The organism is Colwellia sp. BRX9-1, assembly GCF_014077195.1.
In the GTDB taxonomy this organism is placed as follows: Bacteria; Pseudomonadota; Gammaproteobacteria; order Enterobacterales; family Alteromonadaceae; genus Colwellia_A.
Map to the genome: position 1 here is coordinate 52,736 of NZ_JACGVM010000002.1, position 22,769 is coordinate 75,504.

At 39.1% G+C, this 22,769-nt stretch carries 21 protein-coding genes; 9 read left to right on the forward strand and 12 right to left on the reverse strand.

What is annotated here, in order from left to right:
* Positions 1 to 487: 487 nt before the first annotated feature.
* Positions 488 to 1,141 (reverse strand): PEP-CTERM sorting domain-containing protein, encoded by a 654-nt coding sequence (locus H4J76_RS19795; RefSeq protein ID WP_259364811.1) that lies wholly within the window; start codon positions 1,139 to 1,141, stop codon positions 488 to 490.
* A 1,188-nt stretch (positions 1,142 to 2,329) separates the two neighbouring features.
* On the opposite strand from H4J76_RS19795, the gene H4J76_RS02835 reads away from it, so the two are divergent.
* From H4J76_RS02835 to H4J76_RS02845, 3 genes are all read left to right on the forward strand, one after another.
* Entirely contained in the window at positions 2,330 to 4,054 is a 1,725-nt protein-coding gene (locus tag H4J76_RS02835; RefSeq protein ID WP_182215736.1) for an acetolactate synthase 3 large subunit, read from the forward strand.
* Positions 4,054 to 4,551, forward strand: coding sequence for an acetolactate synthase small subunit (gene ilvN, locus H4J76_RS02840; RefSeq protein ID WP_070373995.1), 498 nt, complete (start codon positions 4,054 to 4,056; stop codon positions 4,549 to 4,551). The genes H4J76_RS02835 and ilvN overlap by 1 nt, the downstream gene beginning before the upstream one ends.
* Before the next feature lie 80 nt (positions 4,552 to 4,631).
* Positions 4,632 to 5,072, forward strand: a complete 441-nt coding sequence (locus H4J76_RS02845) for a GNAT family N-acetyltransferase (RefSeq protein WP_182215734.1) — start codon at positions 4,632 to 4,634, stop codon at positions 5,070 to 5,072.
* A 4-nt stretch (positions 5,073 to 5,076) separates the two neighbouring features.
* Here the strand turns inward: H4J76_RS02845 and folD are convergent, their stop codons facing one another.
* The 10 genes from folD to H4J76_RS02895 all read right to left on the reverse strand — a co-directional run bounded on the left by folD (position 5,077) and on the right by H4J76_RS02895 (position 13,289).
* A complete protein-coding gene (gene folD, locus H4J76_RS02850) occupies positions 5,077 to 5,937 on the reverse strand; it encodes a bifunctional methylenetetrahydrofolate dehydrogenase/methenyltetrahydrofolate cyclohydrolase FolD (protein WP_182215732.1) in 861 nt (286 codons plus the stop codon).
* A 141-nt stretch (positions 5,938 to 6,078) separates the two neighbouring features.
* Positions 6,079 to 6,588, reverse strand: coding sequence for a YcgN family cysteine cluster protein (locus H4J76_RS02855; protein ID WP_070373998.1), 510 nt, complete (start codon positions 6,586 to 6,588; stop codon positions 6,079 to 6,081).
* A 42-nt stretch (positions 6,589 to 6,630) separates the two neighbouring features.
* The gene (locus H4J76_RS02860; protein ID WP_182230084.1) at positions 6,631 to 7,686 is read right to left on the reverse strand and encodes a lytic transglycosylase domain-containing protein; all 1,056 of its coding nucleotides are present in this window, start codon (positions 7,684 to 7,686) and stop codon (positions 6,631 to 6,633) included.
* 10 nt (positions 7,687 to 7,696) lie between these two features.
* On the reverse strand, positions 7,697 to 7,987 hold the full coding sequence (locus H4J76_RS02865) for a YcgL domain-containing protein (protein WP_182215728.1): 291 nt from the start codon (positions 7,985 to 7,987) through the stop codon (positions 7,697 to 7,699).
* Between the two features lie 52 nt (positions 7,988 to 8,039).
* On the reverse strand, positions 8,040 to 9,179 hold the full coding sequence (rnd, locus tag H4J76_RS02870; RefSeq protein ID WP_182230085.1) for a ribonuclease D: 1,140 nt from the start codon (positions 9,177 to 9,179) through the stop codon (positions 8,040 to 8,042).
* 52 nt (positions 9,180 to 9,231) lie between these two features.
* Positions 9,232 to 10,092 carry a 23S rRNA pseudouridine(2605) synthase RluB gene (gene rluB / locus H4J76_RS02875; protein ID WP_070374002.1) on the reverse strand — a complete coding sequence of 287 codons (861 nt, stop codon included), beginning with the start codon at positions 10,090 to 10,092 and terminating at the stop codon, positions 9,232 to 9,234.
* 110 nt (positions 10,093 to 10,202) lie between these two features.
* Entirely contained in the window at positions 10,203 to 10,784 is a 582-nt protein-coding gene (gene scpB, locus H4J76_RS02880; protein WP_182230086.1) for an SMC-Scp complex subunit ScpB, read from the reverse strand.
* A complete protein-coding gene (locus H4J76_RS02885) occupies positions 10,781 to 11,590 on the reverse strand; it encodes a ScpA family protein (RefSeq protein ID WP_182230169.1) in 810 nt (269 codons plus the stop codon). The genes scpB and H4J76_RS02885 overlap by 4 nt, the downstream gene beginning before the upstream one ends.
* 60 nt (positions 11,591 to 11,650) lie before the next feature.
* Entirely contained in the window at positions 11,651 to 12,271 is a 621-nt protein-coding gene (locus H4J76_RS02890; RefSeq protein ID WP_070374004.1) for an L-threonylcarbamoyladenylate synthase, read from the reverse strand.
* Between the two features lie 133 nt (positions 12,272 to 12,404).
* Entirely contained in the window at positions 12,405 to 13,289 is an 885-nt protein-coding gene (locus H4J76_RS02895) for an RNase RNM (protein ID WP_182215725.1), read from the reverse strand.
* A gap of 329 nt (positions 13,290 to 13,618) precedes the next feature.
* Between H4J76_RS02895 and H4J76_RS02900 the strand changes: the two genes are divergently transcribed.
* The 6 genes from H4J76_RS02900 to trpA all read left to right on the forward strand — a co-directional run bounded on the left by H4J76_RS02900 (position 13,619) and on the right by trpA (position 20,544).
* Entirely contained in the window at positions 13,619 to 15,283 is a 1,665-nt protein-coding gene (locus tag H4J76_RS02900; RefSeq protein ID WP_182215723.1) for an anthranilate synthase component 1, read from the forward strand.
* Complete coding sequence (locus H4J76_RS02905; RefSeq protein WP_182230087.1) at positions 15,276 to 15,938, forward strand: aminodeoxychorismate/anthranilate synthase component II; 663 nt, start codon at positions 15,276 to 15,278, stop codon at positions 15,936 to 15,938. Before H4J76_RS02900 ends, H4J76_RS02905 begins: the two co-directional genes overlap by 8 nt.
* On the forward strand, positions 15,931 to 16,962 hold the full coding sequence (gene trpD / locus H4J76_RS02910; protein WP_182230088.1) for an anthranilate phosphoribosyltransferase: 1,032 nt from the start codon (positions 15,931 to 15,933) through the stop codon (positions 16,960 to 16,962). Before H4J76_RS02905 ends, trpD begins: the two co-directional genes overlap by 8 nt.
* Before the next feature lies 1 nt (position 16,963).
* Positions 16,964 to 18,352 carry a bifunctional indole-3-glycerol-phosphate synthase TrpC/phosphoribosylanthranilate isomerase TrpF gene (gene trpCF / locus H4J76_RS02915; protein ID WP_182215718.1) on the forward strand — a complete coding sequence of 463 codons (1,389 nt, stop codon included), beginning with the start codon at positions 16,964 to 16,966 and terminating at the stop codon, positions 18,350 to 18,352.
* 93 nt (positions 18,353 to 18,445) lie between these two features.
* Positions 18,446 to 19,693: a tryptophan synthase subunit beta gene (gene trpB, locus H4J76_RS02920; protein WP_182215716.1), complete on the forward strand. Its 1,248-nt coding sequence runs from the start codon at positions 18,446 to 18,448 to the stop codon at positions 19,691 to 19,693.
* Positions 19,690 to 20,544 carry a tryptophan synthase subunit alpha gene (gene trpA, locus H4J76_RS02925; protein ID WP_404842392.1) on the forward strand — a complete coding sequence of 285 codons (855 nt, stop codon included), beginning with the start codon at positions 19,690 to 19,692 and terminating at the stop codon, positions 20,542 to 20,544. The genes trpB and trpA overlap by 4 nt, the downstream gene beginning before the upstream one ends.
* A 369-nt stretch (positions 20,545 to 20,913) precedes the next feature.
* On the opposite strand, the gene glnS is transcribed toward trpA, so the two are convergent.
* Positions 20,914 to 22,584: a glutamine--tRNA ligase gene (gene glnS, locus H4J76_RS02930; protein WP_182215714.1), complete on the reverse strand. Its 1,671-nt coding sequence runs from the start codon at positions 22,582 to 22,584 to the stop codon at positions 20,914 to 20,916.
* Positions 22,585 to 22,769: the final 185 nt, after the last annotated feature.

The window sequence follows — 22,769 nt, forward strand, 5'->3', positions numbered from 1 at the left end:
TTTATGAATAAAAGTAACAGGCTATGTGTTATTCGATCCCAAAAATGGCACGTTATGCACATACTCCAAACAGTGTAAACCGATAAAAAACAAATGGTTGAAAATTCAATTGAGATAAACTCGTCTAAATTCCTATGTTACATAAACGTACCAAATTTATCATTCAGTTATTCATTTATTCATTTATTCATTTAGCAGCAAAATAGATTCATTAGAAAATATAGGAAAAATTTTTTATGTTCATTTACGTAAATCACACTAAAAAGACCTTGGCAGTAGTACATAAAAATGGTCGGTAAATTAATTATCTAAGGCTCACTAATGCCACAGAGCAGACCTAATTTAGACACGTATTTATCACAATAAATAGTCCGCTTTGTTTGGCGGTCATTCGACAGAATGTTTTTGGGCTAAAACTATAAACTAGATACAAAAAAAACACCAATCATTACAATTGATGTTTTCTAGGATAAACAATTTTAAATGGTTAAGATTGTTTTTTAAATCGACGCGATGCTAAACCAATAATTCCTAACGCAAAAATAGCAAGTGTTGATGGCTCTGGAACCTGTACACCTACGTCAACCGCATCGAAACTAAATAAGTGTGCATTGAGGTGAGAAAATGCGAATCCCGAACCGTAACCAGCTCTTCTAATTACGGTTTGAGTCGTATTGAAATTTGAGGCTGCATCGGCCCATGTCACATTTGAGAACGCATTTTGCACATCCGTTAGACTAGCGTTGTATGCTCCTGCCGCTACTGCTGAGGCGTTGTAACCACTAAGGTATGATGTGAGGTTAGAGCTCATTGAAACTGATACGGATGTCATATTCACACCGTTAACCAAACCACTAATGTCCTCTTGACCACCACCTCCCATCCCTAAAACATAGAATTTGTTATCACCGGCAGCAAGAGTAAAGCTGAGAGTGGATAAATTTCCTATTTGGGCACCCCAACCAACGTTGTTTTGATACAAAATGTTGTTGATATTTGTGCCGTCTCCACTAAACACTGCAAAGTCATTGTCAGCCACAATTGACATTTCAAAGGTGATAAGGGAGGCATTTGCAGAACCAATCGACATAAGTCCGGCAAGCAAAGTGGCCATTGTCATTTTTAATAATTTAAATTTCATTCGTTGTTCCTTTTTAATCCCTTTCCATTAGTTTTGGTAGGTAATCGTTAAAATAAATATTTATCAACTTTTGTAACTAAATACAAAAAATGTGCCAAGCTTTAAATGTCATTTTATTTCAATGTGATGGGGATTCGATGGAGTTTATATGTAATCATACTGTAAAATATCCTGACACAAAAAAAACTCATCAACCACTTGATTTTATAATATTATTTTTGGCTTCTTGAATTTATGTGAGCTTTAAGCAATAAGTGAACTAAGACCGTTTAATTTATAAGGTTGTGTAGGTAAATACCTAAGAAACTGGATAGTAATAGTCAGTAAAACTAGCCTTCATGATGATAAATTAGTTAGAACTAATCTTATTATCCTTAGTAACCAACCACTAGAGTGAGGGGCAGTAATGAGCTTGCCGCAGTCATATATATTGTTCTCGTTCTATAACTGTATTTTGATTTTTTGATTTTTTGATCATAATATTAGTCTAAAACCAATTTGGGGAACGTCGGCTATGCCAATGATTATCAAGTTAGCTACCTACATGCTTAGGTCAACTAACGGTGTGCTGTTGACCTCGATAAATACTCAAAACTTCAAATGCTAACTTCTTCAATGCACACACAGAAGACGTTAACACCGTCATTTCAGGATGTGCTTTGAATGATGATTAAGGTTCACTTATGCCAGTTGAAGTCAGGTTCCAACTTTATTTGGAGTGTTTCTGGTACTTTATTAATAAATAAAAACTTACTACCCCCATTTGTTTCGATCTTTATTTAGCTTATTCAGATACTCATAAAATTAAATCGTTGCAGGCCAAACACCGCTAATTAATGATAAAAAAGTAACGTCGGTAGCATGGACTTATACCTAAATCATTAAGATAGAATTAAAATGTTATGAGTATATTCATTTAAATCGTAATTATTTATTGACAGATAGAGCAAAACATCTTAAAAATAGGGGCATAAATAACTTTTCTTCGGATTCAATTTACAATGAATGTTACATTTTTACTCATTACACTCCTCTCTGTCGTCGTGGTCATTAAACCATTGCGGAGTTGGTGTTATGTGTAAAAAAAGTTATTAAATAACAAATACAATAAACCCTCGCTCTGCACAAGACCGAGGGTTTTTTTATTGTTGAAACTTAGTTTAACCATACTTTATAGAAGGCAAGCTCATGACAAAGAAGCAATTCACTGGTGCACAGATGGTAGTAAAAGCATTAGCGGCACTCGACGTGAAGTACATTTTCGGCTACCCAGGTGGTACTGTTTTAGATATTTACGATGCCTTATTTCAGCAAACAGACGTTGAGCATATCTTAGTACGTCATGAACAAGCGGCAACCCATATGGCTGATGGGTTTGCTCGGGCCACCGGCGAGGTAGGTGTCGTGCTTGCCACATCAGGTCCTGGGGCAACAAACTGTATAACGGGTATTGCTACCGCTTACATGGATTCAATTCCTATGGTGGTACTTTCAGGACAAGTACCGACCACACTTATTGGCGATGATGCCTTCCAAGAAACTGATATTGTCGGCTGCTCTCGTCCCATCGTTAAGCACAGTTTTAACTGCCGGGTGGTTGAAGATATCCCTAATATTATTGCTAAAGCTTTTTATATTGCTAGTACTGGAAGACCGGGACCTGTGGTTATTGAGCTGCCCAAAGACTTATTAATGCCAACCAGCATGGGCGAATTTCATATTGAAACTGATGTTAAGATGCGTTCATACAATCCAAGCATTAAGGGTCACCCTAAACAAATAAGAAAAGCCGTTAAAGCAATGACTACGGCTAAAAAGCTGGTTGTTTATTCGGGGGGTGGTGTCATTATCGCCAATGCATCAGGCTTGTTAACAAAACTTGTTGAAAAGTTAGATGCCCCAATTACTAATACCTTAATGGGTTTAGGTGGCATTTCAGGCACTCATAAAAACTATATTGGTATGTTAGGCATGCATGGTTCAGTTGAAGCCAACAAAACGATGGCAAATGCTGATGTCATTCTTGCACTTGGTGCTCGCTTTGATGATCGTGTCACAAATAATGTTAAGAAATTTTGTCCCGATGCCAAGATAATTCATGTTGATATTGATCCGACTTCTATTTCGAAAACCATAAATGCTCATATCCCGGTTGTTGGCCAACTTGAGGTCGTGTTACAACAGTTATTAGATGAATTAGCGGCAACAGACTTCGAGCCTAATAAAGAAGAAAGAATTCAGTGGTGGCAAGAAGTTAATAACTGGCGCGACATTAACCGCGTAGCTTATGTCCAAGAAGGAGACCAAATAAAACCCCAGCGTGTTATCGAAGCTATGTATAAAATTACCCAAGGTGAAGCATATGTTTGCTCTGATGTCGGTCAACATCAGATGTTTGCCGCACAATACTACCCGTTTGCTAAACCTCGTCAATGGATAAACTCTGGTGGTCTAGGCACAATGGGCTTTGGCTTACCTGCTGCTATGGGGGTTAAATTAGCCTTCCCTGAAAGTCATGTTATTTGCATAACGGGTGATGGCTCTATTCAAATGAATATTCAAGAGCTTTCAACGTGCCTACAGTACAACTTACCTGTGGTTATTATTTCATTAAACAACCGCTCATTAGGTATGGTTCGCCAATGGCAGGATATGGTTTATGGCGGTCGTCATTCATCTTCCTATATGGAGTCGCTTCCTGACTTTGTAAAACTTGCTGAATCATATGGTCATGTAGGTATGCAGATAAACCATTTAGATGAATTAGAAGATAAGCTAACCGAAGCCTTTGCGATTAAAAATCGTTTAGTTTTTGTAGATGTATTAGTTGACGAAAACGAACATGTTTACCCAATGCAGATAAGATTGGGCGCAATTGATGATATGTGGATAAAAAAAGGAGTAAAAGCATAATGCGCAGAATTTTAGCTGTTTTATTAGAAAACGAACCGGGCTCTTTATCACGTATTGTTGGCTTATTTTCTCAACGAGCCTTTAATATTGAAAGTTTGACAGTGGCTCCCACTGAAGATCCAAGTTTGTCGCGTATTACTATAGCAACACGAGGCGACGATAGAGTACTAGAGCAGATCGTCAAACAAGTTAATAAACTCATTGATGTCATCAAAATTACCGACTTAACCGAGCGTAGCCATGTTGAACGTGAACTACTGCTGATCAAAGTTTTGGCGATGAATGATAAATCACGCACTGAAGTTAAGCGTATTACCGATATTTTCAGGGGTTCAATTATCGATATTGGTAAGCAAGTTTATACCATTCAATTAACCGGCGATGCTGAAAAGCTTAATGCTTTTATCACGACACTCGCCAATGAAACAGAGATAATTGAATCGGTGCGTTCTGGCTGTGTCGGTATTGCCCGTGGTGAAAAAGCGCTTAGGATATAACGAACACTGAAGTTTAAAAACCAAGCAACCTGCTTGGTTTTTTGTTTTATAATAAGCAGCCAATCATCAAAAGACAGATAATGAAAACGACTTTTTCTCTCGCAACTAAAAGTGATAAAAAATCACTGATGCGTTTTTATAAACAGCAAAATTACAGCGCAGGCCTAATGGGTTTAGACAACGCTTACTTGCTTAAGTGCTCATCAGAGATTATTGGCGCGGTTATAATTTCAACGCTGTCAGAAAATAGCCAACAATCGTTTTTACATGCATTGGTTATTGAACGGGCCTTTCGACAACAAACGTTAGCCTCACAGCTATTAACCTCTGCTTTCACTCAACACCAACACCAAGAAATCTTCTGTTTTGCTGATGAAACGCTAAATCACTTTTATCTGCAAAATGGCTTTGAAAAAATATCTGAACAACAATTACCTGAGCCACTGCTAGGAAGATTTCTAAGAGTAAAGAAAGCTAAAAAAAATTTATTAGCTTTCACTTGTAAGCCGCTTATTTTATAGAAAATTAACCATTAGTGCTTGCGGCTATAAGGGTGTTTTTTAATAAGCAGGCAATGGTCATTGGGCCAACGCCACCCGGTACCGGTGTTATCGCACCACAAACCGGTGCAACATTAGCAAAGTCGACATCACCAACAAGTTTAGCTTTGCCGTTCTCATCTTCTATATGGTTAATACCGACATCAATAACAGTTGCGCCTGGTTTTACCCAACTGGCTTGAACAAAATTAGCTCGGCCAACCGCCGCAATTAAAATATCGGCTTGCTGACAAATACCTGCTAGGTTTTTAGTGCGGGAATGAGCAATGGTTACTGTGCAATTTTCTTGTAGAAGTAACAAAGCAACAGGCTTACCAACGATATTAGAGCGACCAATGACAACCGCATGCAATCCTGATAAGTCTTCGCCTAAATGTTGTTTAACCAATATAATGCAGCCTTGCGGCGTACAAGGCACTAATGCGCCTGGCTCGCCATTTAACAAGCGACCCGAGTTCATCGCATGAAAACCATCAACATCTTTATGTGGAGCAATAGCCGCAATAATAACGCTTTCATCAATGTGCTTTGGCAAGGGTAATTGTACTAAAATACCGTGCACCGCATCATCACTATTTAACTGTTGCAGCTCGGCTAATAATTGTATTTGGCTAGTGTCATGAGGCAATTTAATTTCGTTAGAAATCATGCCGACATCACGTGTCTGCTTTATTTTATTACGCACGTAAACTTCACTTGCTGAGTCTTCCCCAACGAGTACCACAGTTAAGCCTGGTACAATTCCCTTATCTTTTTTAAGGTGGGCGACTTGAAGCGTTAGTGTTTTTCGTAAATCAGCAGCTGCCTGCTTACCATCAATGATCATCTATATTTCACTTTATTAGAATTATAATTAGCGTTGGAACCATGGGCAACGAGTCACGACTCAATTAAGCGTTAGCCGTCAATCCTTGTTGCTATCACTCTTTGCACTTACCTTTTAGATAGAGGAAAGCAAAGCATAAAATTAATCGATATCATTTAGCGGCCATGAAACAATAAAATCTTCAAAATATTCTATCGCAACATCGTCATCTTTAACTATTTTTCCTCGAACCGACATCCCCGCTTTATGCATGGCTGTCTTTTTGCCGTTGTTAAGCAGTGGATGCCACGAAGGCATGCCACGTCCCTCTTTTAGACGACGATAGGTACAACTAGGCGGCATGAAAAAAACACCGTCTAAATTTTCTTGTGTTAAGCGCACACAATCAGGCACTAAAGTGGTACGTTGTTCGTATTTTGAACATTGACAACTTTTTTCATTCAGTAAATGGCAAGCAATATTGGTGTAATGAATCTGCTCACCTTCGTTGATATAAGTGGTTGGCAGTAACTCAGTTTCCTGGGTTGTTTCATCATCATCAATAAATTTGTTTAGACAGCATTTAGCACAACCATCGCAAAGAGACTCCCACTCAGGTCGACTCATTTCTTCTAATTTTTTGGTTTGCCAAAAAGGAGCTTGTTCGCTCATAAATATCTTCTCTTTTATTTTCTCTGGTGAATCGAATGAATTTTACTGAATAGGTGGAAATTTTATTCTGTCTGATAAATGACCGACCGAGCTAACAAAATAATAAGATAGATTCCAATGCATTAGACTCTTATAATTATTATAAGCTAAATAAACACGGCCATTTTCGTCATCAGGAAACACTAGTGCAGCCTTAATATCGACTTTAGGTAAGTGAGTACCATCGGCACGCCTAACACCTAAAGCTTGCCACTGTGCTAAGGTTTTTTCTGTTTTTTCCCAAGCTTTTAACCAGTTTGCTCGACTACCCGTATTTTTAGGAATAGCCAACGACTTATCGAAATCTGCTGGTAATTTAACCTGTCTACCCCAAGTTAATTCGTCGCTCCAACCTTCTTTTTTAAGATAGTTAGCCATAGACGAAAACACATCGTCTAAATTACCCCAGATATCTTTCTTGCCATCGCCATCTCCGTCGACCGCAAAAGCAACAAACGAGGTTGGCATAAACTGATTTTGCCCCATAGCACCCGCCCAAGAGCCTTTCATCTTTTCAACACTGATATGTCCTTGCTGAACAATAGTTAACGCAGCCCAAAGTTGTTTCTTAAAAAACACTTCACGGCGGCCTTCATACGCAAGCGTGGTTAATGCCGAAATAACATTATAATTACCCATGATTTTACCGAAGTTTGTTTCTAACCCCCATAACGCCACGATAAAACGGGGTTGAACGTTATATTCTTTACCAATTTTTGTTAACAAGGGTAAATGTTCTTTATACAGTGCACGCGCTTTATTAACTTTCCAGTCAGGAACACGTTTTGGTAAATAAGTATCTAAAGTTTCAACAGTTTCTGGCTGAGAACGATCGGCTTTTACCGCACGCTGGTGAAATTTGACCTGTGAAAAGGCGTTATTAACAAGTGCCGTGTCATAGCCCTTGTCCAGCGCTTCTACTTTGAGTGTGGCAACATATATCTCAAAACCCGCTGCGCTTAGATTTTTTTTTGCCGCTTGAGCAGAGCTAGTTAAACAAAGCAAAATACAACAACTCATTAGCACACTATATTTTTTAATATCAAAGCAAAACGACATGTAACACTCCTTAATCATCATTGTTATTTTTTATTTTCATTTCCGTTTTATGTTGGTCAAGTAAGTTTTCTACGGGTGGTGGAAGCTGTAAGTAAAACCCTTGCTCATTTAAATTTGCTTTTACTTTTTCAATGTCTGCTAGTGCCAGCTTTTCTTTTTTTGCTAAATTCATCACAGTAACAAGTGTTGGCGTACCAAAAATCGACATCAAGGGTGCCGGTACTGATGAGAAATCATTACGTTGTTTAACAAAAAGATATGTTTGCGCTTTTTTAGTACTTTTATAAATGGTACACAGCATAAAGTAGACCTATGTTTTTAGTTGTAGTGTTTTAAAATGCCTAATAGACAGTTTATTTAAAATCATTTTTAGCGAATAAATTTAATTGCTCACCGAACAAGGTTTTACGCCAGCCCGACAATATATCAATTGATTCACTATACTCGGGCGCATTATGTAATTTAAAATGCCATGACAAAAATTGATTAATTTGTTTTTTCGAGGCTAAATTTTCAGGGATAAGTTCAGCGTTTAGCGCTTGTTCAGCGACAAAGTTTTTCACTTTCTTAAAGATTTGTTTATAACCCGGATATTCATCAAGACGAAAAATTTTCTCTGGGTATTGACCACAATCTTCTTGCTCAGCCTTTTTTAAAACCATCAACATTGTTTTGCCCTTGTGGCGAACATCAAGCATTTCGACGCCTTCAAGGTTGGCCATAACCGCAACGTTATCAGGGTTATGAACCGCTAAAGCAAATAAGGTGTGATCTTTGGCAATGAAGCCTATCGGCATATCACGACTCTTCGCTTGCTGAAAACGCCAACTGGCTAAGTGTTGCAAGATGTACAGTTGCTTAGCGCTGAGTTTCCAGCTTAACTTGATATTACGATATAATTTACTTTCATCGATAGGCGTAAATTTTTTCTCTATCAGTAAATCACTTTCTTCCTGCGCAGCATCGAGCCAGCCTTTTTGCTCAAGTTCATCACGAATACGCGGGTAAAGTTGAAATAGATACTCGACGTCTGCTTGCGCATAATCAAGCTGTTTAGCACTTAAAGGACGCTTCATCCAATCGGTTCTAGACTCTGACTTATCAACTTCTATATCAAGATAATGGTTGACCATTGCGGCATAGCCCATTGATAAACCATGACCAAGAAACGACATCATTATTTGACTGTCAATTAAGTTAACCGGACGACAATTTGCCGCAGTCAGAAAAACTTCTAAGTCTTCTGAGCAAGCATGCAGTACCTTACAAATTTTTTCATCGGTTAGTAGCTGCCAAAAGGGTGATAAATCATCTATCGCAACGGGGTCAATTAACGCTAAATTTTCCCCGTCGTTCACTTGAATAAGACCTAATTTTGGATACAAGGTACGAGTACGAACAAATTCGGTATCTATTGCCAAAAAGTCTGCTTGCGCAAGTTTCTGACAAAGCACAACCAATGAGGCATGATCTTCTACGTAAGTTTTATTCAAGTTTATCCCTTAAAAAATTAATGACAGCTTATGCAACAATATCAACAAAAGACTAACGGCGACGACGCGTTGCTTGTTGACTTCTTTGTTGATGTTTTTTCACTGAGCGGCGAATACGACGGCTTTTGGCATTATCCATCACTTTTTCGTCCACTTTTACTTTGCTTTGTGTTTCAACAGGCAAACCCACTAATTTACGGTAGTAATTGACTTCAGGTAAAGCTAACTCAGTCCAACCACCATTAGGTAATTGTCGTTTCATTTCCATATCGCCATAGCGCACACGAATTAGACGGCTGACTTGAACTTCTTGGCTTTCCCATAAACGGCGAACTTCACGGTTACGCCCTTCAGAAAGTACCACATGAAACCAATGATTACGGCCTTCACCACCTTTGTAAGTGATCTTTTGAAACTTCGCCGGTCCATCTTCCAATTTAACACCCGCACGCAATGTTTGCAGCATGGCTTCATTGACTTCGCCAAAGACACGCACTGCATATTCACGTTCAACTTTTTGTGAAGGATGCATTAAGCGATTAGCAAGCTCACCATCTGTGGTAAATAACAGCATACCCGAGGTGTTAATATCTAATCGACCAACAGCAACCCAGCGACTATTCTCTAGTGGCGGTAAACGATCAAAAACCGTTGGACGGCCTTCAGGATCTTTACGGGTACACATTTCGCCTTCGGGCTTGTTGTACATAATGACACGACATAAATCGTCTTCTTTAGGTTTTAACTTAACGATGTGACCATCAAGACGAATTTGCTCACTTCCTTCGATGCGATCCCCTAAAAAAGCGGTTTTTCCATCAACACTGATACGACCAGCACTAATGAAGGTTTCCATTTCACGGCGTGAACCTTTACCGGCACGGGCAAGGACTTTTTGTAATTTTTCAGACATGGCTTTAACTCTCTTTACGTCAGTAACTTCACGGTATTTTCCGCTACGTTGCTGTCTCTAAAATAAATAGTGTTTGTATATTTTTATTAATACGGGTGCTGTTGCTATAACTAAACCAATGCTTGCAAAGGTTTATCTATAGCGCCTAAATCAGCCATAGGCAATAATTCGGGTAACTGGCTTAATGAAGTTAATGAAAAATAATCTAAAAATGCTTTTGTGGTCGCATATAACGATGGCCGCCCAGGCACTTCTTTATTACCAACCACTTTCACCCAGTTTCTTTCTAATAATGTTTTCATTATATAACTACTTACCGCTACTCCGCGAATCTCTTCAATTTCGCCGCGGGTTATTGGCTGTTTATAAGCAATAAGGGCAAGCGTTTCTAAAAGTGCTCGCGAATACTTAGGCGCTTTTTCTTTGGTGAGCTTAGCAACAAAAATAGCTAAGTCTTCATTAAGCTCACTAATCGTTTCAAATCGGTAACCTGAAGCAACCTGCACCAAGTTAACCCCTGAATTTTTATATTTTATCACCAATTCACCGATGACATCACGAATTTGCTGGTGATTTAGCTGATAATTAACTAATAACTCTGTTTTTATTTGCTTAACACTCAAAGGTCCATCACTAACAAAAAAAGCCGCTTCAATAAGTTTAGCTATTTTTATTTTTTCAACCGTTGTCATACTGGTAAACGCACTCTTAATTGACCAAAAATGGTAGTTTGTACACATTCTATCAAACTTTCTTTGATCAACTCTAAAATAGCTAAAAAAGTTACCACAACACCTTGTCTGCCCTCAATGACTGTAAACAAAGCGCTAAATTCAACAAAAGCTGAGCTATTTTCGGCAGCACACTTTAACTGCGCTAATATTGATGACATCCGCTCTCTGGTTGATAAAGATTCTTTTTCTATATGGTGATGTTCGAGTGCTTTGGTACGTTTAAGTACTCCTTGTAAAGCACTAACAAGTTCACTTAAGTCGACATCAGCCTGAAAAACGGCGGCTTGAAAATCTTCAGATAATTCAACATTCCCTTGAAAAAAATCACGTTCAAGACGAGGAATTTGATCAAGTTGTTGTGCAGCACTTTTGATCACCTCATATTCTTGTAAACGACGTACTAATTCGGCACGTGGGTCTTCATCCTCATCAGCTACCGCTTGTTTTGGTAATAACAAACGTGACTTTATTTCCATTAAAATGGCAGCCATGACTAGGTATTCGGCCGCTAATTCCATTTTAATTTCTTTCATCAATTCAATGTATTGCATATATTGTGTGGTAATGGGCGCAATAGGCATATCTAGAATATCAAATTTTTGCTTACGAATAAGGTAAAGCAATAAATCAAGTGGTCCTTCAAATGACTCTAAAATAACCTCTAAGGCATCAGGCGGAATAAATAAATCTTTTGGCTTATTAACCACCACTTCACCACGGATCAATGCCAGCGGTAATACTTGCTGAACCATCTCTCGTGGCATAGTTTTTTCTTTTGAATTAGCGGGCTGACTCACTCGTTATTAATCCATAATAAGTTGTAGTTATTCAAAAGGGCTTGGGTCGCCTTCACCGACTCGAATAACTTTCACTTCATCATCAGAAAAATCAATGACGGTGGTTGGGTGCTCACCCAAGTGCCCACCATTAATGATTAAATCAACTTGGTGCTCTAAAATATCGCGAATGTGCTCAGGGTCATACTCTGCTCGTTCTTCACCCGGCATAATTAGCGTTGTCGACATAATAGGCTCTTGCAGCTCAGCCAGTAAGGCTTGCACTATGGCATTATCAGGCACCCGAATACCTATGGTTTTTCTTTTCGGATTTAATAACCGTTTAGGTACTTCTTTTGACCCTTTAAAGATAAAGGTATAAGGACCTGGGGTATTACTTTTTAATAACCGATAGGCGCTGTTATCAACACGGGTATACTCAGATAATTCAGATAAATCTCGGCACACTAAGGTGAAATTATGATCTTTATCGATATTTCGGATATTACAAATACGTTCAAGCGCTTTTTTGTCGCCGATATGACAACCTAAAGCATAGCCTGAATCGGTAGGGTAAACGATGACACCACCTTGTTGAATAATAGCCGCCGCTTGCTTCATCAAACGACCTTGCGGATTATCTGGGTGTACATAAAAAAACTGACTCATAAATTTTCTCCACTAAGATGTTGATGTTAATTTCGGTGTTAATTTAAGTGTTACTTTAGGTGTTAATACGGTTGTTAAGCTTACTACTCACTTACGACTAGCTCGGGTATACCTATCTTGCTCAATTAGTAACTCACTTAACGGCGTTAGGCCAAAGATCCCAAATGGGTTTCACCTGATCGGGCATACGTAAATTACGTCCTAAATCACTCCATCGTGTTGGATAATGAAAGTCTGAGCCCATAGATGCATGTAAATCATATTCTAAACAAAAGCTTAGCATTAATTTTCGTTGTTCGTTAGCCATTTGCGGTAATACTATTTCTAAACCATCACCTTTTGCCGCTTTAAACTGCACCACTAAGCGGCGTAACCATTTGGTTGATAAGTCATATCTAACCGGATGGGCAATCACCGCATTACCACCGGCGTGATGAATCGCGGCAATCGCTTCTTCAATAGAACACCAGTTTGGCTTTACAAACGCGCGTTGGCCTTTGCCAATGTATTTATCAAAGGCTTTTTGCATATGATCAACATGGCCTTCTTGCAATAATATTTTAGCAAAGTGTGCCCGCGTTATAGAGCCTTGCCCTGCAAGCTCTTTCGCTTGCTCGTAGATGCCAGGGAAGCCACATTTGGTGAGTTTTTCACCCATGGTGGTGGCACGTAATTCTCTTGCTGCTTGCTGGCTGGCAATTAACGTTTGTAATTGTTCATTATTTTCATCGATGTTTAAGCCAACAATATGAATTTCAAAACCATGCCAGCTGGTTGATATTTCGATGCCATTGATGATGGTTAATGGATGATTTTTTTCTAGAATATAATCTTTAGCTATAGATAAACCTTTAAGCGTATCGTGATCGGTAATAGCTAAAACATTCAATTGGAAGTTAACCGCCCGTTCAACAAGCTCTTGCGGCGTCAGTGTTCCATCAGAACATTTGGTATGACTGTGCAAATCGACCCGTAGGCTATAATAATCAGCTAAATCAGAGGTTGACAATACAGTCATAATCGGTTCTTCTATAGGGGAATTAATTGCTAAGGCAATTTTACTGAGATGAAGACAATAATGATACAAGTAAAACAAACTATTTCGATGAATTGTTGGTGGCATAAATCTGCATAAGTGGGTTGTGATGTTTACTTGTACGTAAAAATTCAAAAAGCCTGCTTATTTCATAATGAGTGGGCTTTTTACTTTTTAGCTCAAAGCTAAAGTACTATGGCGAGAAAAACATGATTATTACGCGCGTTAAAAGTTGGTTTATATGGTGGCTATTGCCTATTTATGCAGGTTGACCATTAATTTAAATTAGACGTTAAAAGCTAGGAAAGAATATGAATCATCAGAATACGCTTACCATAGATAAGCAAACTGGCAGTGTTACCACACTATCAGAAACCGTTAAATATCAGACCGATCCCCTGGCGATATTTCACCAGTTAAGCCAAAACAGTGATAACAACTTATTATTAGAATCGGCTGAAATTGATAAAAAACATCAATTAAAAAGCTTATTACTTACCGATGCGGCATTAAAAATAACCTGTCATGGTAATCTTGTTACGTTTGAAGCGTTAACAAACAATGGTCAATCGGCCCTTGAGTTTGCTCAACAGCATTTAGCTGAACACGCTACGTTAAGCGTTAAAGATAAAACACTTAGCGCCATTTTCCCTGAACTGACTCAACAACTGGATGAAAAATCGCGCTTACTCGCTATTAATCCTTTTCAAAGTTTACGCTTATTTAATAAGCTTAAAAATAGCAATAATCACCCTTTTGCGATATTTTTAGGTGGTGTCTTCGCCTTTGATATGATGTCGATGACCGAGCAATTACCGACAGTAAGCCAAGGTGATAATACCTGCCCAGACTTCGTCTATTATTTGGCTGAAACTGTTGTGGTTATCGATCATGAAGCGCAATCAACTGAAGTTATTGGTAATATTTTTTCAGGAGAAGCGGCCAATCATAATCTAGTGACAATTCGTCAACGGTTAGCCGATATAAAAAATATTTTGGCCCAACAATATATTGCTCAAGAAAGACCTTATGACAAGCCGATTGAAAAAAGTGAAGTTAGTAGCGACATCTCAGATCAACAGTTCTGTGACACGGTTAATCAGTTAAAAGAAAATATTCGCGCCGGTGATATTTTTCAAGTGGTACCTTCTCGTACCTTTACGCTAAAGTGCTCAAATACCTTAAATGCTTACAAAGCGTTAAAGCAAAGCAACCCTAGCCCTTATATGTTTTACCTAAAAGACAGCGAATTTTGTATTTTTGGTGCTTCTCCAGAATCTGCATTAAAATATCAACATAAAAATCGTCAAGTAGAAATTTATCCCATTGCCGGAACTCGTCCGCGCGGACTTAATAAAGACGGTTCAATTTCACTTGATTTAGACAGTCGTATTGAACTTGAATTACGATTAGATAAAAAAGAATTAGCCGAGCACACTATGCTGGTTGATTTAGCCCGCAACGATATTGCCCGCGTTAGTCAAGCAGGTACTCGCTATGTTGCTGACTTATTAAAAGTTGACCGTTACTCTCATGTTATGCATTTGGTCTCTAGAGTTTGTGGCACCTTAGCGCTTGATCTTGATGCTCTGCACGCTTATCAGGCTTGTATGAATATGGGCACTTTATCGGGAGCCCCCAAAGTAAAAGCGACACAATTAATTCGAGAAGTAGAAGGCAAACGTCGAGGGAGTTATGGCGGCGCGGTTGGCTATTTAACCGGTGACGGTGAAATGGATACCTGTATTGTTATCCGCTCTGCTTTTGTTAAACACGGTATAGCGCATGTTCAAGCGGGTGCCGGTGTTGTTTACGACTCAGATCCTCAGTCAGAAGCCAATGAAACCAAGCAAAAAGCACAAGCGGTCATTAATGCCATTCAACATGCAGAACGGTTTACTGTTGAGATCACCGCCGCACCGAGTAGCGACAGCGCTAACCTAAACACCCCGTGCAAGGAGAGTAATCATGCATAGTCATCAAGAACCCGCTATTAATGGCAATGTTAGAATCTTCATGCTCGACAACCTCGATTCTTTTACTTACAACTTGGTCGATGAATTTCAATGTTTAGGATTTGAACCGACCATTTATCGAAACACTCTATCGGCAGATTTTATCTTTGAACAAATGCAAAAATCCACCGATCGAGTATTACTCGTATTATCGCCCGGCCCAGGAGAACCCAATAAAGCCGGCTGTTTAATGGCATTAATAGCCAAATGTGCCGGTAAATATCCAATCTTAGGCATTTGTTTAGGCCATCAAGCCTTAGTTGAGCACTATGGCGGTAAAGTTATCCGTGCACCTGAAATTGTCCATGGTAAAGCGTCGAGTATTACTCATCGTCAAACCGGTGTTTTTGACCAGATAAATCACCCCTTACCTGTGGCGCGCTATCATTCACTGATAGCAAGTGAAGTCCCTAATACCATTGATATTATTGCTGAATATATAACATCTGAACAAATCAGTTTACCAATGGCCATTGAGCATAAGACGGACGTAGCCTTAGGATTTCAATTTCATCCAGAGTCAATCCTAACGACTTATGGCGGCACGTTATTAGCGCAAACTATTGATTATTTACTGGCTTCACCACACAAAGCAGCGGAAGGTTCTTATGAGTAAAATTTTACAACAACTTGTTGATGGAAATGATATTAGTCAGACTGAAGCTGAAGATTTTTTTAAAAATATGATCAAAGGTGAAGTTGAGCCCGTACTGTTAGCAAGTGTATTAACTGCCTTAAAAATAAAAGGCGAAACGGCTAACGAAATTTCAGGTGCTGCCCTAGCTGTAAGAGGCTCAGCAACACCATTTCCACAGCAAGAGCATAACGTTGCTGACTGTGTAGGTACCGGTGGCGATGGCGCGAATACCATTAATATATCAACTACCGCGGCAATTTTAGCCGCGGCATGTGGCTTAAAAATGGCGAAACACGGTAACCGAAGTGTTTCTAGCATGTCTGGATCCGCAGATTTATTGGAAGCCTTTGGCGTCAATTTAATGATGTCGCCAACGACAGCAAGTGCGTGTTTAGCGCAAACAAATTTATGTTTCTTATATGCTCCGGCTTATCACCCGGGTTTTAAACATGCAGCTCCGGTTAGAAAATCTATGGGTGTGCGCACTTTATTTAATATATTAGGGCCATTAGTAAATCCTGCTTCACCGAGCACTATGTTACTCGGTGTTTATACACCAGCGCTTATCGATGTAATGGCAAAAAGTTTACTGTTAACTGGGGTTAAACGTGGTTGGGTCGTTCACGGTAGCGGTTTAGATGAAATTGCCTTACACGGCGAAACGCAAATTAGCGAGATAGCCAATGGTCAGTGTACAAGCCGAACCATTTCTCCCGCTGATTTTGGTTTACCCAGTTACACATTAGAAGATATTAAGGGCGGTACGCCACAAGAAAATGCTGAGTATATTCGCGCAATTCTTAGTGGTAATGGCAAGGCTGCTCATAATGCCGCCGTCATTATTAATTGTGCCGCATTATTGTACCTACATGATAAAGCAACTGATTTAAAAATAGCCGCTAACATGGCAAGAGAAGTATTAGCTTCAGGTAAAGCATTAACGACTTTAAAAAATATGGTCGTGATTTCAAACTCAAATTTAGACTCAAAGGCAATGGCATAACATGGCAAATGTATTAGAAAAAATTGTTGCTGATAAACGTATCGAAATAGCGCAACGTAAAATTGATTTTCCATTAAGTGAATTTATTGACACTTTAGTACCCACTCAAAAAGATATGTACGGTGCACTTGATAGAAAAAAAGGTCACGCGCATGCTGGCTTTATTTTAGAGTGTAAAAAGGCTTCGCCATCGAAAGGTTTAATACGCGAAAATTTTGACCCTAAGGCTATTTGCCAGATTTACGATAAATATGCTGCCGCTATTTCTGTTTTAACCGATGAAAAATACTTTCAAGGCACTTTTGAATATTTAAAAATAGTGACTGACTCGGTAAATTGTCCAGTACTTAATAAAGATTTCTTTGTTGATGCCTATCAAGTTTATTTGGCGCGATATTACGGTGCCGATGCGATTTTATTGATGCTAAGCGTTTTATCAGACCAAGAATATAAAGACTTATCTGCTATCGCTGAGCAATATAACTTAGCGGTCTTGACTGAAATATCTAATGATGAAGAGCGCGATCGAGCCATTGATTTAGGCGCTAAACTTATTGGCATTAACAACCGAGATTTACGCGACTTATCCACCGATATCGCTCGAACCTTTGACTATGCGCCGACACTGCCTGCTGATCGCATCGTTATATCTGAATCGGGTATTTATACCAACGAACAAGTTCGCGAGTTAGCGCCAGCAGTTGATGGCTTCTTAGTGGGTAGTTCAATCATGGCAGAAGATGATATTGATTTAGCTTGTCGTAAACTCATTTATGGCAATAATAAAGTCTGCGGCTTAACACAAGTTGACTATGCCCAAAGTGCTGTTGATGCCGGCGCACAATTTGGTGGCTTAATTTTCGCTGAAAAGTCGCCAAGGTATGTTAACGAACAACAAGCAAAAATGATTGTCGAGCAGGTTCCCTCTTTACGTTACGTTGGCGTGTTTGTTAATCATGCCATTGAAGAAGTGGCGAAACTTGCACACAAGCTAAACTTATTTGCGGTGCAACTTCATGGTAATGAAACTTCACAATATATCGCTTCATTGCAGCCATTACTTCCAAAAGGCTGCCAAAGTTGGAAAGCTTTGCCGGTCGAAAACGAAGTACCTGAGTTAATAAGTAATGCGCAGTTTTATGTCTTAGACGGCAAAAATGCCGGCAGTGGTGAAACCTTTAATTGGCGAGCGTTAGCCGATTCTGGGCAAGACTTAAGTCATTGTTTTCTAGCGGGCGGGTTGTCTATCGATAATATAGCGCAGGCGGTTAGCCAGAAAACAACACTAGATTTATTTGGCTTGGATCTCAACTCAGGCGTTGAAACAAGCCCCGGCGTTAAAAGCCGCGAAAAACTTCAACAAGTTTTCGCCGCCATTAGACACTATTAATAAGACCGAACACACAAATTAAGTGAATATTTATACGCTATAAATAACTCACTTAATTCATGTAACTCGTATAAAGCATTAGGAATAAAGAAAATGACAGATCAAACAATTAAACAAGAGACAACCCAAGTAAAAGCAACTTTACCAGCCTATTTTGGCGAATTTGGTGGTATGTTTGTTGGTGAATTATTAGTCCCTGCCCTTGAGCAGTTAGAGCAAGCATTTATTGACTCACAACAAGACGAGAGCTTTTTAACTGAGTTTAATGACCTACTAACAAATTACGCGGGACGTCCGACCCCCCTGACCTTAACCCGGAATTTATGTAAAAATCCATTAGCTAAAATATATTTAAAGCGCGAAGACTTATTACACGGTGGCGCGCATAAAACCAATCAAGTCCTTGGCCAAGCATTACTCGCTAAACGTATGGGTAAAACAGAAATTATTGCCGAAACAGGTGCTGGGCAACACGGCGTAGCTACAGCTATCGCTTGTTCACTATTAGGTTTGAAATGTCGAGTTTATATGGGCGCATTAGACTGTGAACGTCAACAACCCAATGTATTTCGCATGAAATTAATGGGAGCAGAAGTTATCCCTGTTACTGCAGGCTCCGGCACCTTAAAAGATGCCGTAAATGAAGCTTTGCGTGACTGGTCTGCAAACTATGAAAACGCTCATTACTTGTTAGGCACAGCCGCAGGTCCTCACCCGTTTCCAACTATCGTTCGTGAATTTCAAAAAATGATTGGCGAAGAAGCTAAACAGCAAATCCTTAAACAAGAAGGTCGCTTACCAGATTATGTCATTGCTTGTGTGGGTGGTGGTTCAAACGCCATTGGTATATTCCATGATTTTATTAAAGAGAGCAGTGTAAAATTAATTGGTGTGGAAGCAGGTGGCAAAGGTGTTAATACCAACCAACATGGTGCAACTTTAGTTGCCGGTACAAAAGGTATGTTACACGGTAACTACACTTATATTATGCAAGATAAATCAGGACAAATAGAGGAGTCGTACTCGGTTTCAGCCGGTCTAGACTACCCAGCTGTTGGTCCGCAACATGCCTTTTTAAAAGATACGGGTCGAGCTCAATATGTGCCTATTAATGACGACGAAGCGTTATCAGCTTTTAAACTGTTAGCAATGAATGAAGGTATTATTCCAGCACTTGAACCATCACATGCCCTTGCTCACACGATTAAAATGGCGGAAGCAGTTACTGAGGAAACCGTATTTCTTGTTAATTTATCAGGGCGCGGTGACAAAGATTTAGCGCATGTGCAAACAGTGTTACAAGCTGAAAATGAAGCAAAAATTCAAGGAGAAGCAAAATGAGCTTAGACACAACGTCAAACAAGCAGATGACCACACGTTATCAGCAAACTTTTGCTGAATTAGCAAAAAAGAATCAAGGCGCTTTTATTCCGTTTGTGACCGTAGGCGATCCAAGTATTGAGCAGTCATTTGAAATAATCAAAGCTTTAATCGATGCTGGCGCAGATGCATTAGAATTAGGTATTCCATTTTCAGACCCAAGTGCTGATGGTATTACTATTCAAATGGCGGCATTGCGTGCACTCAACGCTGGGGTAGACACTGATGTTTGCTTAACTATTTTAGCAAAAGTTCGTGCTTACGCGCCTGAAATCCCAATCGGTTTACTACTTTATGGAAATTTAGTTTTTGCTCGTGGTATTGATGATTTTTATAAAGATATGGCTGCTGCTGGTGTTGATTCAGTGTTAATTGCTGACTTACCTTTGCGTGAAAGTGCCCCGTTCCGTGCTGCTGCACTAAAGTATGGTGTTGCGCCAATATTTATTGCTCCGCCTAACGGCAGCGAAGAAACATTAAAGCAGGTTGCAAAATATAGCTACGGCTATACCTACGTATTAAGTCGTGCGGGTGTAACGGGTGTGGATACGCCTAAAAGTGCATCGGTAGAAGCCACTAATCCTGCTATTCACTTAATTGAAAAGCTAAAGGCAAATAATGCCTCACCTGGCGTGATAGGGTTTGGTATTTCTAACCCAGAACAAGTTAAAGCAGCACTTGCAACGGGTGCCGCTGGCGCAATAAGTGGTTCTGCCGTGGTTAAAATCATTGAAAATAATCTTGATGATAACCAAGCAATGTTGGCGGCATTAACACGTTTTGTTCAAGAAATGAAAGCAGCAACGCGTTAATAAAAAACGCCTGTTTATTACCTATAAAATTAAATAAAGCCAGCTGAATTAACATAAGCTGGCTTTATTTTTATCACTATGTTTTGTTAACTTGCTAATAAAATCTTATTAACTATCACGTTTAAATAATAAATATAACGCTATTGCATTATTTATCACTAGCGGACGTTTAACTTCGTTAGTTTTTCAAAAATAGCTCGTCTGTTATCTAAACTTTAAAATCACACACCTAAATATATTAAGAATTACGATACCATTCAAAACAAGCTATATGATGAAAAAATTAAAGTATAAATTTAGATAAAAAAAAACCTTTATATACCGGTGAGATTCCAGTAAATAAAGGTTTTAAACGTAATAGTAGGGTAATTAGTTACCCATTTTAGCCCAAGTATCGCGCAAACCTACCGTACGGTTAAATACTAACTTATCACCTTGTGAGTCTTTATTATCACGACAAAAATAACCTTGGCGTTCAAATTGAAAGGCTTGTTCAGGTTTAGCATTGACCAATGATGGTTCTACTTTAGCGTGACTAATGGTAATTAACGAATCTTCATTCATCACACTCTGAAAATTTTCTGCAGCAGCAGGATTTGGTACATTAAATAAACGGTCGTATAAACGAATTTCTGCATCAATAGATTGCTGAGCAGCAACCCAATGAATTACACCTTTTGGTTTAGTACCATCTTCAGGGTTTTTACCTAAGGTATCGGCATTATAATTACAATAAACGGTCGTAACATTGCCTTCGCTGTCTTTGTCACAACGTGTGGCGGTAACAACATAAGCTCCACGTAAACGCACGGCTTTATCAAGTACTAAACGTTTATATTTTTTATTAGCTTCTTCACGAAAGTCTTCCGCTTCAATATAAAGTTCTGCGGCGAAAGGAACAATGCGAGTACCTTGTTCATCATCACTTGGATGATTTTTTACTGTTAATTCTTCTACTTGATCTGCTGGATAGTTTTCTATTACCAATTTAATCGGGTCAAGTACCGCCATAGCACGAGGTGCATTGTCATTGAGGTCTTCACGAATACAAGCTTCTAAAACTCCAATTTCAACGGTATTGTCCATTTTAGTAACGCCAATACGTTTAGCAAACTCACGTAATGAGCTCGGAGTGTAACCGCGACGACGAAAAGCAGCAATCGTTGGCATACGCGGATCGTCCCAACCATTTACAAGCTTTTCATCAACTAACGTATGAAGTTTACGTTTACTCATCACCGTATATTCAAGGTTTAAACGTGAAAATTCATATTGATGTGGTACAACATCAATCGATACATTTTCAAGTACCCAGTCATATAAACGACGGTTATCTTGAAATTCTAATGTACAAAGTGAATGGGTAATACCTTCAATAGCATCAGATAAACAATGGGTAAAATCGTACATCGGGTAAATGCACCATTTGTCGGCTGTTTGATGATGATGAGCAAAACGAACGCGATAAAGAATCGGGTCACGCAAACACATAAAGCTTGATGTCATATCAATTTTAGCGCGAAGAACACATTCGCCTTCTTTACATTTACCGTCTTTCATTTTGGCAAAAAGTGCTAAGTTATCTTCAACACTCGTATCACGATACGGGCTATTTTTCCCTGGCGCTTTGAGCGAACCACGATGTTCGCGTGCTTCATCCGCATTTAAGAAACAAACGTATGCCAAGCCTTTTTCAATTAATTCAACAGCAAAACCATGCAATTGATCAAAGTAATCAGAGGAGTAATGAACCTTACCCGCCCAATCAAACCCTAACCATTTTACGTCTTCTTGAATTGAGTTAACGTAATCAATGTCTTCTTTTTCAGGGTTGGTATCATCGAAACGTAAATTACATAAGCCTAGGTAATCTTGAGCAATGCCAAAATTTAAACAAATTGCTTTCGCATGGCCAATATGTAAAAAACCATTGGGCTCAGGTGGGAAACGAGTTTGTACACTCGAATGTTTACCACTTTCAAGATCCGCATCGATAATTTGACGAATAAAATTTGTTGGGCGTTTTTCAGCTTCCGACATCCACAAAACCTCTAAAAAGAATTTAAACTACGTTATTTTTCGGCATTATAACAACTGTTAATCAAAGGGAATAGCGCTTATCTCGGCAAATTATAAATTTTACGCATTAAGGGCAAAAGTTGCTTAAGAATTAAATAAATATCGGCTTATTCCTAGAAAAATCAATTAACGTCTGATTATCATCA

Bases quoted from the DNA above. Each gene is read 5' to 3' on its own strand.
- H4J76_RS19795 (WP_259364811.1), bottom strand. From the start codon at position 1,141: ATGAAATTTAAATTATTAAAAATGACAATGGCCACTTTGCTTGCCGGA.
- H4J76_RS02835 (WP_182215736.1), top strand. From the start codon at position 2,330: ATGACAAAGAAGCAATTCACTGGTGCACAGATGGTAGTAAAAGCATTA.
- ilvN (WP_070373995.1), top strand. From the start codon at position 4,054: ATGCGCAGAATTTTAGCTGTTTTATTAGAAAACGAACCGGGCTCTTTA.
- H4J76_RS02845 (WP_182215734.1), top strand. From the start codon at position 4,632: ATGAAAACGACTTTTTCTCTCGCAACTAAAAGTGATAAAAAATCACTG.
- folD (WP_182215732.1), bottom strand. From the start codon at position 5,937: ATGATCATTGATGGTAAGCAGGCAGCTGCTGATTTACGAAAAACACTA.
- H4J76_RS02855 (WP_070373998.1), bottom strand. From the start codon at position 6,588: ATGAGCGAACAAGCTCCTTTTTGGCAAACCAAAAAATTAGAAGAAATG.
- H4J76_RS02860 (WP_182230084.1), bottom strand. From the start codon at position 7,686: ATGTCGTTTTGCTTTGATATTAAAAAATATAGTGTGCTAATGAGTTGT.
- H4J76_RS02865 (WP_182215728.1), bottom strand. From the start codon at position 7,987: ATGCTGTGTACCATTTATAAAAGTACTAAAAAAGCGCAAACATATCTT.
- rluB (WP_070374002.1), bottom strand. From the start codon at position 10,092: ATGTCTGAAAAATTACAAAAAGTCCTTGCCCGTGCCGGTAAAGGTTCA.
- scpB (WP_182230086.1), bottom strand. From the start codon at position 10,784: ATGACAACGGTTGAAAAAATAAAAATAGCTAAACTTATTGAAGCGGCT.
- H4J76_RS02885 (WP_182230169.1), bottom strand. From the start codon at position 11,590: ATGCCACGAGAGATGGTTCAGCAAGTATTACCGCTGGCATTGATCCGT.
- H4J76_RS02890 (WP_070374004.1), bottom strand. From the start codon at position 12,271: ATGAGTCAGTTTTTTTATGTACACCCAGATAATCCGCAAGGTCGTTTG.
- H4J76_RS02895 (WP_182215725.1), bottom strand. From the start codon at position 13,289: ATGACTGTATTGTCAACCTCTGATTTAGCTGATTATTATAGCCTACGG.
- H4J76_RS02900 (WP_182215723.1), top strand. From the start codon at position 13,619: ATGAATCATCAGAATACGCTTACCATAGATAAGCAAACTGGCAGTGTT.
- H4J76_RS02905 (WP_182230087.1), top strand. From the start codon at position 15,276: ATGCATAGTCATCAAGAACCCGCTATTAATGGCAATGTTAGAATCTTC.
- trpD (WP_182230088.1), top strand. From the start codon at position 15,931: ATGAGTAAAATTTTACAACAACTTGTTGATGGAAATGATATTAGTCAG.
- trpCF (WP_182215718.1), top strand. From the start codon at position 16,964: ATGGCAAATGTATTAGAAAAAATTGTTGCTGATAAACGTATCGAAATA.
- trpB (WP_182215716.1), top strand. From the start codon at position 18,446: ATGACAGATCAAACAATTAAACAAGAGACAACCCAAGTAAAAGCAACT.
- trpA (WP_404842392.1), top strand. From the start codon at position 19,690: ATGAGCTTAGACACAACGTCAAACAAGCAGATGACCACACGTTATCAG.
- glnS (WP_182215714.1), bottom strand. From the start codon at position 22,584: ATGTCGGAAGCTGAAAAACGCCCAACAAATTTTATTCGTCAAATTATC.